Source organism: Rhizobium sp. YAF28 (assembly GCF_052113285.1).
GTDB lineage: Bacteria > Pseudomonadota > Alphaproteobacteria > Rhizobiales > Rhizobiaceae > Rhizobium.
Genome location: NZ_JBFRCX010000010.1, coordinates 56,706 through 68,119 on the forward strand (window position 1 = coordinate 56,706; position 11,414 = coordinate 68,119).

12 protein-coding genes are annotated in these 11,414 nt (G+C 60.2%); 7 read left to right on the forward strand and 5 right to left on the reverse strand.

From position 1 onward, the window contains the following. The first annotated feature begins 8 nt into the window (after nucleotides 1-8). Nucleotides 9-410: a hypothetical protein gene (locus AB4Z13_RS22570; protein ID WP_442206876.1), complete on the forward strand. Its 402-nt coding sequence runs from the start codon at nucleotides 9-11 to the stop codon at nucleotides 408-410. A gap of 226 nt (nucleotides 411-636) precedes the next feature. Here AB4Z13_RS22570 and AB4Z13_RS22575 read toward each other — a convergent pair whose 3' ends face one another. Together AB4Z13_RS22575 and AB4Z13_RS22580 are read right to left on the reverse strand one after the other, a co-directional pair. Continuing rightward, a complete protein-coding gene (locus tag AB4Z13_RS22575; protein ID WP_113321671.1) occupies nucleotides 637-1,191 on the reverse strand; it encodes an RNA polymerase sigma factor in 555 nt (184 codons plus the stop codon). A 10-nt stretch (nucleotides 1,192-1,201) separates the two neighbouring features. After that, on the reverse strand, nucleotides 1,202-1,408 hold the full coding sequence (locus AB4Z13_RS22580; RefSeq protein ID WP_007815242.1) for a NepR family anti-sigma factor: 207 nt from the start codon (nucleotides 1,406-1,408) through the stop codon (nucleotides 1,202-1,204). Nucleotides 1,409-1,682: 274 nt separating this feature from the next. Between AB4Z13_RS22580 and AB4Z13_RS22585 the strand changes: the two genes are divergently transcribed. From AB4Z13_RS22585 to preA, 4 genes are all read left to right on the forward strand, one after another. Beyond that, a complete protein-coding gene (locus AB4Z13_RS22585; RefSeq protein WP_113185377.1) occupies nucleotides 1,683-2,477 on the forward strand; it encodes a response regulator in 795 nt (264 codons plus the stop codon). Between the two features lie 193 nt (nucleotides 2,478-2,670). After that, nucleotides 2,671-3,666, forward strand: a complete 996-nt coding sequence (locus AB4Z13_RS22590; RefSeq protein ID WP_439017265.1) for a sensor histidine kinase — start codon at nucleotides 2,671-2,673, stop codon at nucleotides 3,664-3,666. Nucleotides 3,667-4,121: 455 nt separating this feature from the next. Then, nucleotides 4,122-5,483 carry an NAD(P)-dependent oxidoreductase gene (locus AB4Z13_RS22595; protein ID WP_310385606.1) on the forward strand — a complete coding sequence of 454 codons (1,362 nt, stop codon included), beginning with the start codon at nucleotides 4,122-4,124 and terminating at the stop codon, nucleotides 5,481-5,483. 15 nt (nucleotides 5,484-5,498) lie between these two features. Beyond that, nucleotides 5,499-6,812, forward strand: a complete 1,314-nt coding sequence (gene preA, locus AB4Z13_RS22600) for an NAD-dependent dihydropyrimidine dehydrogenase subunit PreA (RefSeq protein ID WP_310385609.1) — start codon at nucleotides 5,499-5,501, stop codon at nucleotides 6,810-6,812. Nucleotides 6,813-6,873: 61 nt separating this feature from the next. Here preA and ftrA read toward each other — a convergent pair whose 3' ends face one another. Continuing rightward, nucleotides 6,874-7,875 carry a transcriptional regulator FtrA gene (gene ftrA, locus AB4Z13_RS22605; protein WP_442206877.1) on the reverse strand — a complete coding sequence of 334 codons (1,002 nt, stop codon included), beginning with the start codon at nucleotides 7,873-7,875 and terminating at the stop codon, nucleotides 6,874-6,876. 71 nt (nucleotides 7,876-7,946) lie between these two features. Between ftrA and AB4Z13_RS22610 the strand changes: the two genes are divergently transcribed. Continuing rightward, on the forward strand, nucleotides 7,947-8,357 hold the full coding sequence (locus AB4Z13_RS22610; protein ID WP_442206878.1) for a rhodanese-like domain-containing protein: 411 nt from the start codon (nucleotides 7,947-7,949) through the stop codon (nucleotides 8,355-8,357). A gap of 43 nt (nucleotides 8,358-8,400) precedes the next feature. Here AB4Z13_RS22610 and AB4Z13_RS22615 read toward each other — a convergent pair whose 3' ends face one another. Beyond that, the gene (locus AB4Z13_RS22615; RefSeq protein ID WP_442206879.1) at nucleotides 8,401-9,423 is read right to left on the reverse strand and encodes a zinc-dependent alcohol dehydrogenase family protein; all 1,023 of its coding nucleotides are present in this window, start codon (nucleotides 9,421-9,423) and stop codon (nucleotides 8,401-8,403) included. 102 nt (nucleotides 9,424-9,525) lie between these two features. On the opposite strand from AB4Z13_RS22615, the gene AB4Z13_RS22620 reads away from it, so the two are divergent. Continuing rightward, nucleotides 9,526-10,425 (forward strand): LysR family transcriptional regulator, encoded by a 900-nt coding sequence (locus tag AB4Z13_RS22620; RefSeq protein WP_442206880.1) that lies wholly within the window; start codon nucleotides 9,526-9,528, stop codon nucleotides 10,423-10,425. Between the two features lie 106 nt (nucleotides 10,426-10,531). Here the strand turns inward: AB4Z13_RS22620 and AB4Z13_RS22625 are convergent, their stop codons facing one another. Beyond that, nucleotides 10,532-11,182, reverse strand: coding sequence for a TetR family transcriptional regulator C-terminal domain-containing protein (locus tag AB4Z13_RS22625; protein ID WP_439016199.1), 651 nt, complete (start codon nucleotides 11,180-11,182; stop codon nucleotides 10,532-10,534). Between the last annotated feature and the right edge of the window lie 232 nt (nucleotides 11,183-11,414).

The following is an 11,414-nucleotide window of genomic DNA, read 5'->3' on the forward strand; positions in this document are numbered from 1 at the left end:
GAGGCTCGATGCTCTACCCGATCCTGAGCCTGCTCATAGGCACCAGCGTTCACCGCACAGTGGAACGCACCAAGCGCAACGGCATCTTCATCGCCGTTGCGTTGCTTTTTCTGCTGACCGCCTATGCGCTTGGCGTGACCGCTGGGGCGATCTGGCTGGCAGGCATCTATGGGCCGATCGGCGCTTCGCTTTTCCTGGCGGCCTGCGCATTGCTGATCGCGATCATCGTCTTCGTCGTCATGGCAATCATGAATCGCCAGGAAGCCCGCCGCGCCCGCGAACGTCGCGCCGCACTTGAATCCCTGGCAACCGTCGGCCTCGGCCTTGTCCGCTCCCAGCCGCTATTGACTGCAGGCATAGTGGCCGCTCTTGTCGCCGCCAATCTCGTGGGTTCGAAGCGGGACGACTGACGTTCCGCAGCACCTTTCACTTTCCCGACATTGCTTTTGTCGCAAATATATCCCGCGCCCAAATCCTTGGGCGCGGGATACTGCATTCCAGCGAGTGATCGCATCGACGCTGTGGTGCCCGGTTTTTCGGCGACCAGCTCAGGCAGGCAGGTGACCGGGACGCCAAATAAAAAGCCGGCGCCCCGTAGGGCAACCGGCCTTCCTTCCTCCCACGGAAACAAATTGATCAGAAGGCAAAGGCCTTCGATGTCAGCGGCGCCGACGTGGCATCCGGGCCGAAATCCGCCTCGCCTGATATCTGCAGGAGATCCTGCAGACGCTGGCGTGCGCGGTTCACACGGCTTTTGATGGTACCGACGGCGCAGCCGCAGATTTCCGCCGCTTCCTCGTAAGAGAAGCCCGATGCGCCGACGAGGATGATCGCTTCGCGCTGGTCCGGCGGCAGCTGGTCCAGCGCCTTCTTGAAGTCCTGCAGGTCGAGTGCGCCGTATTGGGCCGGATGTGTCGCCATGGATTCGGTAAACAAACCGTCGCTGTCCTGCACCTCACGCCCGCTCTTGCGCATCTGGCTGTAGAGCTCGTTGCGCAGGATCGTGAAGAGCCAGGCCTTCATGTTGGTGCCCATCTCGAAATGGTCCTGCTTGGCCCAGGCCTTCATGATGGTGTCTTGAACCAGGTCGTCGGCGCGATCGTGCCGGCCGATCAGGGATATGGCGAAAGCGCGAAGGCTTGGCAGTGCCGCCAGGAGTTCGCGCTTGAAGCTCGGTTGCGCTTTTTCCATGCGGGTATTCCTATTCGGCCATCTTGGCGGAAGCCATCAATTCGGCCTGGTCGAGCTTTTCCAGCAGATCGAGAAAGCGGTCGGGAATAGCTTCCTCCTGCGCGGCGGCATAGAGCGACCGCAGCCTGACGCCGATCTGATTGTTCGGATCCAGTATGTCGCTCGCCCGCAACTCCAGCTGGCGCTCGTCCGGTGCTTCTGTCTTTGCTGTCGTCATCAACTGATCACTTCTTGCCTGTTGTCTCGGGATGAAAGGCAAAGTCTGCTGTGAAAGATAAATGGAACGTATATCCAATCGATCAAGCCGGTTCTTTCAAACCCTTGATGCAATAGATCCATTCCGCTCACATGGGTCAAAACGTGACGCCCTTCATTTGTCGGCTAGGATAATGCGGCGCTGCAAAAAAAGTTCCTTCCATCAGGAACTTTTTTATCAAGACCGCGTTTTCAGATCATTGCAGCTATTCATGGCCTGTAGACGGGAGTTTTTAATGACACTTTCAACTCGAATTGCGCCGCACCTTCCTTATCTGCGTCGCTATTCCCGCGCGCTTACCGGCACTCAGACTTCTGGCGATGCTTACGTCGCCGCCGTCCTGGAAGCGATCATCGCCGATCTCTCCATATTCCCGGATACCGCGAATGACCGCGTCGCACTCTACAAACTGTTCACGCAACTGTTTGGTTCCACTGCGGTCGAGATTCCCGAACCATCCTCTCCCTATGCCTGGGAACAGCGCGCGACGCTGAACCTCTCGAAGGTTTCGCCCCTCGCCCGGCAGGCTTTCCTGCTCGCCTCCGTCGAGAATTTTCGTGTCTCCGAGATCGCCGACATTCTCGAAATCAGCGATGACGAAACCATGGAGCTCCTCGACAAGGCTTCGCACGAGATCTCGCGCCAGGTGGCCACCGATATCATGATCATCGAGGACGAACCGCTGATCGCCATGGATATCGAGCAGATGGTCGAGAGCCTCGGCCACCGCGTTACCGGCATCGCCCGCACCCATACGGAAGCCGTGGCACTCTATAACAAGACCAAACCAAGCATGGTTCTGGCCGATATCCAGCTTGCCGACGGCAGCTCGGGCATCGATGCCGTCAACGATATCCTGAAGACATCGAGTGTGCCCGTCATCTTCATCACCGCCTTCCCCGAGAGATTGCTGACTGGGGAGCGGCCGGAGCCCACCTTCCTGGTGACCAAGCCCTTCAACCCCGACATGGTCAAGGCTTTGATCAGTCAGGCGCTTTTCTTCAATGAAACGACCCGTGTGGCGGCCTGAAACATGAATTTCAGCCGCGCCGGAACCATTCCGGTAGCGATGCGTTCCGGCTCTGCCGGAGCGTATTGGCGGCTTTAACGGTTTTTGCAGCGCTTGCTTTTAGAATGACCGGCAGTTTTGTCGGGAGGGGTAACATCCCTCCGTATCTTCGAAGGGACTGAGGAAAGGCGGCCGAGTGAATACGACTGGACCACTGTCCGGAACGCCTTTCACCACCGAAGGCAAGGCGGCCATTATGGAGCGCGCGCTCGCCAGCGCCGCTATCTCTATCCTGTATCAGGATGCGGGCCTTGCAATAATCTATGCCGAAAACCTTCTCCCCTATTTCCAGAAGCGTTTTGTCGCCGGTGGTGATGACGGTTCGCTGTTTGGCGAAGCACACGGCAAATCCCTTGCCGCGATGAAGCGGATGGTGCTTGAGACCGGCGCCTCCAGCAATGCCGAGGTCGATGTTGCAATCGACGGCGAAGTCAGGACATTCGAACTGAACGTTCAACGCACCGGCGCGCACGGCAATTACGGCCTGCTCTCCGTCATCTCGGAGATTACCGAAAGCCGGCATCGCGAAAAGGTGCTGAAATCGCTGCTGCGCGAGCTTTCCCACCGCTCCAAGAACCTGCTTGCCATCATCCAGGGTATCGCCACGCAGACCGCGCGCAACACCATTTCTCTCGATGCTTTCCTGATGAAATTCCGCGGCCGTCTTCAGTCGCTCTCCAACTCGCAGGATCTGATCACCGATTCCAGCTGGCGCGGTGCCTTTCTGTTCGAGCTCGCCGGAAAGCAGTTCGCCCCCTACTGGCCGGAAACATCAGGCTCCATGCCGATCTTTGGCATCAACGCCCATCTGACACCAAACGCCGCCGTGCATGTCGGTCTGGCGCTACATGAACTGATCGTCAATTCCGCCTCCTATGGCGCAATCGCCAGCGGGGCGACATCGGTCACGCTGAATTGCCGGGAGGCAAAGATCGCCGGCCGCCGGGCAATCGAACTCGCCTGGGTGGAAGTGCTTCCGAACAGTGCCGATGTGCACGAATTCAGCGAAAACAGCTTCGGCCGCACGGTGCTGGAGCGTGTCGTGCCCTCCTCCGTCAACGGCAAGGCCGAATTGACGCTCGTACCCGGCCGCATTGAATATCACCTGACCGTTCCGGAAACGGAATTCGAAATCCTGAAACGCACTTGAGACGTTTTACCGCTGCACGTTTTGCCGGAATGCCTGCTTGCTGAAATTGTTGGGACCTAACGGAAAAACAGCCGGTGCGAGGGCGGCGCACCGGCTGTCTCCACTCACCGGGAGGGGACCGTGAGTTCGTCCGAATGATGGGTTGGGGGCGCGCATGTTGGGTCGATGCGGTCATCATCCGGATATCGCATTAACTACGCTCATTAACTTTGGTTCCCCCGGTTCGAAAAAAATTTGGCCTTTTGTCAATTTTTTCTCGGACACCCGAACTGGGTTGCCACTCAGATCCACCCAATCGGAAGGCAGAGCCTGCCTAAAGAATTATCATGACAAACAAAATCAATTACTTACATGACGCAGACGAAAGAAAATTGCCAAAATTTTACCGTTTGATAAATTTTTGAACCTGAGTTACGATTCCCTCACTAGTCGTTACCAATAAAGAGGGAACTTCAATGGAACGCCTGGAAACTGGGATTCGTGCTGGCCGGCTTTCGTCCGCCGAGTACGAGGCTAATTTTTCCGATCTTCATCCGCGCCTCGACAACCACGAAGCGCTGGTCGCCGCCGACCGCTGTTATTTCTGCTATGACGCGCCGTGCATGACGGCCTGTCCCACCTCCATCGATATTCCGCTCTTCATCCGCCAGATTTCGACCGGCAATCCGATCGGCTCGGCGAAGACGATCTTCGACCAGAACATCCTTGGCGGCATGTGCGCCCGCGTCTGTCCCACCGAAGAGCTCTGCGAACAGGCCTGTGTGCGCAACACGGCCGAAGAGCGCCCTGTCGAGATCGGCCGCCTGCAGCGCTATGCGACGGATGCGGCAATGGCCGCCGACAAGCAGTTCTATCGGCGTGCGGAACCGACCGGCAAGAAGATCGCCGTCGTCGGCGCCGGTCCCGCTGGCCTTGCGGCAGCCCACCGCCTCGCCGTCAAAGGCCATGATGTGGTGATCTACGACACCAAGCCGAAATCCGGTGGCCTCAACGAATATGGCATCGCCACCTACAAGACGGTCGATGACTTCGCGCAGAAAGAGGTCGACTACGTCCTCTCGATCGGCGGCATCGAGGTGAAGCACGACCAGCAGCTCGGCCGCGATTTCTCGCTCTCCGACCTGCAGGGCCAGTACGATGCCGTCTTCCTCGGCCTCGGCCTTGCCGGCGTCAACGCATTGCGCGTCGACAATGAAAACCTGCCTGGTGTCGATGATGCAGTCGATTTCATTGCCGCCCTGCGCCAGGCCGGCGACAAGGGCGAGATCGCCATTGGCCGCCGCGTCGTCGTTCTCGGCGGCGGCATGACGGCAATCGATGCCGCCGTGCAGGCAAAGCTTCTCGGCGCCGAGGAAGTGACCATCTGCTACCGCCGCGGCAAGGAACATATGAACGCCTCGGAATTCGAGCAGGATCTCGCGACATCAAAGGGCGTCATCATTCGCCACTGGCTAGCGCCGAAATCCATCCTCTCGCAGGATGGCAAGGTGGCGGCAATCGAGGTGGAATATACCGCTATCATCGATGGCCGCCTTTCGGGCACCGGTGAGACCGGCGTGATCGCCACCGACCAGATCTTCAAGGCAATCGGCCAGACATTCGAGACCTCAGGTCTCGGCGCGCTGCGGATGGAATCCGGCCGCATCGCAGTTGATGCCGAAGGCCGCACATCGGTTGATGGCGTCTGGGCTGGCGGCGACTGCGTCTTCGGTGGTGAAGACCTCACCGTCTCTGCCGTCGCCCATGGCCGCGATGCGGCCGAATCCATTCACCGTACCCTGTCCGCCGCAGCCGCTCCGGCTGTCGCCGTCGCCTGAAGGGGAGAATGAACAATGGCTGATCTCCGCAATAATTTCGTCGGCATCAAGTCCCCGAACCCCTTCTGGCTCGCCTCCGCACCGCCGACCGACAAGGCCTACAATGTCGAGCGCGCCTTCAAGGCCGGCTGGGGCGGCGTCGTCTGGAAGACGCTAGGTGAAGAAGGCCCGCCTGTCGTCAACGTCAATGGTCCGCGCTACGGCGCGATCTGGGGTGCCGACCGTCGCCTGCTCGGCCTCAACAATATCGAGCTCATCACCGACCGCGACCTGCAGACCAACCTGCGCGAAATGAAGCAGGTCAAGATGAATTGGCCCGACCGGGCGCTCATCGCCTCGATCATGGTGCCCTGCGAGGAACAGGCCTGGAAGGCGATCCTGCCGCTGGTGGAAGAGACCGAAGCAGACGGTATCGAACTGAACTTCGGCTGTCCGCACGGCATGTCCGAACGCGGCATGGGTTCGGCTGTCGGCCAGGTGCCGGAATATATCGAAATGGTCGTGCGCTGGTGCAAGCAGTACACGCGCATGCCCGTCATCACCAAGCTGACGCCCAACATCACCGATATCCGCCGCCCTGCCCGAGCGGCTAAAGCCGGCGGCACGGACGCCGTCTCGCTGATCAACACGATCAACTCGATCGTCTCGGTCGATCTCGACAATTTCGCGCCAAACCCGACCGTTGGGGGCAAGGGCAGTCACGGCGGCTATTGCGGCCCTGCGGTGAAACCGATCGCGCTCAACATGGTCGCCGAAATCGCTCGCGACCCGGAAACCTACGGCCTGCCGATCTCGGGCATCGGCGGCATCACCACCTGGCGGGACGCTGCCGAATTCCTCGTCCTCGGCGCCGGCAACGTCCAGGTCTGCACGGCGGCCATGACCTACGGCTTCAAGATCGTGCAGGAAATGATCACGGGCCTTTCCGACTGGATGGACGAAAAGGGCCACAAGACCCTCGACGACATCACCGGCCGCGCCGTGCCCAACGTCACCGACTGGCAGTACCTCAACCTCAACTACATAGCGAAGGCCAAGATCGATCAGGACGCCTGCATCAAATGCGGCCGCTGCTACATCGCCTGCGAGGACACCTCGCACCAGGCAATCACCAACTTCGTCGACGGCGTTCGCCATTTCGAGGTGATGGACGAGGAATGTGTCGGCTGCAATCTCTGCGTCAGCGTCTGCCCGGTCGAAAACTGCATCACCATGGAGCAGCTTCCAGCTGGCGCCCTCGATAAGCGCACCGGCAAGGTGGTCGATCCGAACTACGCCAACTGGACGACCCACCCGAACAACCCGATGGCGCGCCAGGCTGCGGAGTAAAATCTCCGAAAAGCCTGATAAAAAAGCCGCCCAAGGCGGCTTTTTCTTTATCCGTTTATTCTCAAAGCCCGAATGATTTCCGATACGCGCTCGGACTCGTTCCGAGCCGCCGGCGGAAATGATGGCGCATGGTCGCCAACGTGCCAAACCCGCTGGCGATGGCGATATCGTCGAGCGACACGGCAAGCTCCTTCTCCAGAAGATCGCGCGCCTGCCGCAACCGTTCCTTCAGCAGCCATTCGCCGACACTGTCGCCTGTCGTCGCCTCGAAGCGACGCTGGAAGGTGCGCATGCTCATGCCGGCCTTGCCGGCAAGCAGGCTGATCGGCTGCTCCTCAGCCAGACGCTCCCGCATCCATTCGATCAATGGTCCGAGACGAATGCCCTCGCGTTCCTCCGGCACGGGGGCCGCAATGAACTGCGCCTGTCCGCCTTCGCGATGCGGCGGAACGACGAGACGACGCGCCACGCTGTTGGCCGCATCCGGGCCGAAGTCACCGCGCACCACATGCAGGCAGAGATCGATGCCTGCGGCACTGCCCGCCGCCGTCAGGATGCTGCCCTCGTCCATGTAGAGCACGTCGGCATCGAGCGCGATGTCGGGGTAACGTTCGGCAATCGAGGCGACATAGCGCCAATGGGTCGTTGCCCGCCGCCCGGCGAGCAGTCCTGCCGCGGCAAGCACGGCGACCCCCGAGCATAGCGACATCACCCGCGCTCCCCGTTCATGGGCAGCACGCAAGGCAGCAATCAAAGCTTCCGGCACCGGCGCATCGATCGTCCGCCATCCCGGCGCGATGATGAGATCCGCCTCGTCAAGCAGTTCCAGCCCTCTGTCGACCGCAACCGTCAACCCGCCGGCCGCCCGCAGCGGACCGGCCTCGATGCCGGCGACCGAGAAGCGATACCAGCCCTCGCCCATCTCCGGCCGCGACAGGCCGAAGACCTCGTAGGCAATGCCGAATTCGAAAGTGCAGAGCCCATCATAGGCAAGCGCTACGACGTGCGGTCCCCGTGTCTTGCGAGCATCCGATTTTGGCATGATCTTTACGCTATCCGTCATGATGGCCAATTTCGTCCATCACTATCATCGGCAATGATCGGCTGCAATCAAAGGCAAGAAAGGAAGAGATCATGCCTAGTCCCGTTTCCGAAATCCCCGCCGCAGCACCCGAAACCGCCGCCGAACACTTCGCCCGCAAGCTCACCTTCGAGACCGATTGCTCGGATGTGAACGCCGCCTTCACATCGGGCAAGGTCGATTTCGTCCTGCTCGACGTCCGCTCGCCAGCACTCTTTGCGCTGTCGCATGTGCCGGGCGCCCTCAACCTGCCGCACGGCAAGATGACTGCGCACCGCATGTCGGAATGGCCTTCCGATACGCTGTTCGTGGTCTATTGCGCCGGCCCGCATTGCAACGGTGCCGACAAGGCAGCCCTCCGCCTCTCCCGCCTCGGCCTCTCCGTCAAGCTGATGATCGGCGGGCTCACCGGCTGGGCCGATGAAGGTCTTGCTTTCGAAAGCGATGCGAGCGCCGCCGCCTGATCCGAACCCCTTCTCCCTAGAAGGGAGAAGGGAAGTCCTTCACTCAGAACTCGACCACGACTTTGCCGAATGGCCCGCGATAGAGATGCTCGAGCGCCGCAGGGAATTCCTCGAAGGCATAGCGCTTGTCGATCACGGGTTTCAGCACCGTCTGATCGACCGCCCGCACCAGATCCTCCAGCGCGCGCCGATGGCCGACGGCAATGCCTTGTACGACGGGCGCCTTGAGCAGCAGAGGACCGGCCGGGCCGGACACTTCGAAACCGTCGAGAACCCCAATGACGGAGATTCGGCCATTGACCGCCACAGCCTTCAGGGCCTGACCGAGATGGGCACCGCCGACAATTTCCAACACATGGTCGACGCCATAATCGCCAGTTAGCAAATAGAGCTGCTCCACCCAATCTCCTTCATTGCGATTGATGGCATGATCGGCACCCAGGGCGGCGGCGCGCTCCAGCTTATCTACACTGCCTGAGGTGATGAAGACCTCCGCGCCATGGGCCTTGGCGATCTGCAGGCCGAAGAGCGCCACGCCGCCTGTACCTTGCACCAGCACCTTGTCGCCTGCTTTCAATCTGCCGCATTCGATCAGCGCGAACCAGGCGGTCAGTCCGGCGCAGGGCAAGGTGCTTGCTTCGGCCGGATCGAGCGTCTTCGGTGAATGCGCATACCACTCCTCGGACAGGACGGTATAATCCGAGAGAACGCCGGGATAGAAGCCGCCGCGCGTCTTGTAAGGCGGCGTGCGCGCATCGCCCAGGCTGCGACTATCGATCCAGTCGGGCGAGAAGGTCGAGATAACCCGGTCGCCCGGTTTGAAACGAGTGACCTCGGGACCGACCGCTTCCACGACACCCGCCATGTCGGAGGCCGGCACGAAGGGAAAATGCAGTGGCAATCCCATGCCGTTTTCCATCACCAGCCTGTCGCGAAAATTCAGCGAAACCGCCTGTGTCCGCACCAGCATCTTGTTGCTGGAAACCGGCTCCAGCCTGCCTTCGCCGATCGTCAGTTTCTGGTCCGGACCGACCCTGTCGATCTGCCATTGCCGTGTCGTCTGCATCGTCTCGCTCCTTATTCATTGTAGGGAGCGAGACCATATCGTTGAAAATTCTGCACCAGTTGTGATATTAATTCGCCAGACTGGTTCCACTGAGGAAACAATATGGAGCAACTGAAAGGCATCTCGATCTTTGTCGAGACTGTTGAGGCAGGCGGTTTTTCGGCCGCCGCCGTGCGGCTGCATCTGACGCGTTCCGCCGTCGGCAAGACCATCGCGCGGCTGGAGCAGCGCCTCGGCGTACGCCTCTTCAACCGCACCACGCGCATGCAAAGCCTGACAGAGGAAGGTCGCTTTTTCTACGAGCGCTGCTTGCGTGCGGTCGAAGAAATCCGCCTCGGCGAGGCCATGCTGGAGTCAGGCCGGCATAGCGTGCGTGGCCGGCTGCGTATCTCCATGCCCGTGCTCTTCGGTCGCCTCTGCATCGCACCAATCCTGGAAAATCTGCTCGATGAGCATCCCGAACTCGAACTCGATCTCTCGTTCAACGATCGTATCGTCGACCTCCTGGAGGATGGTTTCGATCTTGCCATCCGCAACGGGCAACTGAAAGACCATCCCGACCTGATGGCCCGCGCCGTCGCTCGTCAGCGGATGACCGTCTGTGCATCTCCCGCCTATCTCGAAAGGCACGGCGTACCGCAGACGATCGCGGATATTCCGCAGCATCAAGGCATCGTCTACAGACGAGGCGACTATGAAAGGAGCTGGATCTTCCCCGCGCCAGATGATCCATGGCGGCAGATCCTGCCACGCTCGCGGCTGCGGCTCGATGACCTCGCGGCGATCTCGGACGCAGCGCTTGCCGGCCGCGGCCTTGCCTGGCTGCCTTGCTGGCTGGTACGCGAGAACGTTGCTGCAGCCCGTCTCGTCCAAGTCCTGAAACACGAGGAAGCCAATATCTTCGATGCTCACGCTATCTGGCTGCGCTCGCCGGTCATGGTGCCGAAGGTCAGACTGGCGATCGACACGCTCGCCGCCCGGCTTCCAGCAATGATGGGCTAGACAGAAGAAACCGGATTGAGAAGCGCGCCCGACCGAGGAGGGTAACGGACATTCTTGCCCGCTTGGCACGTCCGTGCAGGACGCTCTAACTCTTTGAAGCGACGCCTCAGGCGCCCGACCGATCCGGCCGCAACCCGCCGATGAAAAGCTGCTCCAGGAAGCGCGCCGCGTCCTCGAAGCGCCCGTCGCCGGAATGCTCTTCGCCAAGCACGGCGCGAACCTGCACGTCGAAATCGGCATAGTGCTGCGTCGTCGACCAGATCGAGAAGATGAGGTGATAGGGGTCGCAGCGGGCGATCTTGCCGCTTTTGATCCAGGTGCGGATCACGGCCGCCTTTTCGTCGACCAGCTCTTTCAGCGGTCCTTTCAGCATGTCGAGAACGTGCGGCGCGCCTTGCAACATCTCGTTGGCGAATAGCCGGCTCTCGCGGGGGAAATCGCGCGCCATCTCCAGCTTGCGGCGGATATAGCTGCGGATCTCCGCTTCCGGATCGCCTTCCGCATCGAAGGCCCTCAGCGGCTCCAGCCAGTTGAAGAGCACCCGGTCGATCAGCGCCCGGTGCATGGCTTCCTTGGTGCGGAAATAATAGAGCAGGTTCGGCTTCGACATGCCGGCCACTTCGGCGATCTGGTCGATGGTCGAGCCGCGGAAGCCGCTGACCGAAAACACATCCAGAGCCGCTTCCAGGATCTGCTCTTCCTTCTCCTCCTGGATGCGTGTCCGCCGAAGTGTCTTCGCCGCTCTCGGTATGGCCATTCGCTCTTTTCCCCTTGAAATTCAACTCCTTCGCTCAAGATTTGAAGAACGGCCCTCCTGCCGCTTTAATGCGCAATTGCCCGCATTTTTGTCTGTATTTTTCGTGATTTTCGTCTTGAGCGCAGCGATGGAAGTTGTAATGTTTACCAATCGGTCAAATTATCCGCCAGATAAAAAACAAAGGCAACTGGCGATTTTCCGGCGCTGACAGAACAAGAAGCGGCAGCGGAAT

Bases quoted from the DNA above. Each gene is read 5' to 3' on its own strand.
- AB4Z13_RS22570 (WP_442206876.1), top strand. From the start codon at position 9: ATGCTCTACCCGATCCTGAGCCTGCTCATAGGCACCAGCGTTCACCGC.
- AB4Z13_RS22575 (WP_113321671.1), bottom strand. From the start codon at position 1,191: ATGGAAAAAGCGCAACCGAGCTTCAAGCGCGAACTCCTGGCGGCACTG.
- AB4Z13_RS22580 (WP_007815242.1), bottom strand. From the start codon at position 1,408: ATGACGACAGCAAAGACAGAAGCACCGGACGAGCGCCAGCTGGAGTTG.
- AB4Z13_RS22585 (WP_113185377.1), top strand. From the start codon at position 1,683: ATGACACTTTCAACTCGAATTGCGCCGCACCTTCCTTATCTGCGTCGC.
- AB4Z13_RS22595 (WP_310385606.1), top strand. From the start codon at position 4,122: ATGGAACGCCTGGAAACTGGGATTCGTGCTGGCCGGCTTTCGTCCGCC.
- preA (WP_310385609.1), top strand. From the start codon at position 5,499: ATGGCTGATCTCCGCAATAATTTCGTCGGCATCAAGTCCCCGAACCCC.
- ftrA (WP_442206877.1), bottom strand. From the start codon at position 7,875: ATGACGGATAGCGTAAAGATCATGCCAAAATCGGATGCTCGCAAGACA.
- AB4Z13_RS22610 (WP_442206878.1), top strand. From the start codon at position 7,947: ATGCCTAGTCCCGTTTCCGAAATCCCCGCCGCAGCACCCGAAACCGCC.
- AB4Z13_RS22615 (WP_442206879.1), bottom strand. From the start codon at position 9,423: ATGCAGACGACACGGCAATGGCAGATCGACAGGGTCGGTCCGGACCAG.
- AB4Z13_RS22620 (WP_442206880.1), top strand. From the start codon at position 9,526: ATGGAGCAACTGAAAGGCATCTCGATCTTTGTCGAGACTGTTGAGGCA.
- AB4Z13_RS22625 (WP_439016199.1), bottom strand. From the start codon at position 11,182: ATGGCCATACCGAGAGCGGCGAAGACACTTCGGCGGACACGCATCCAG.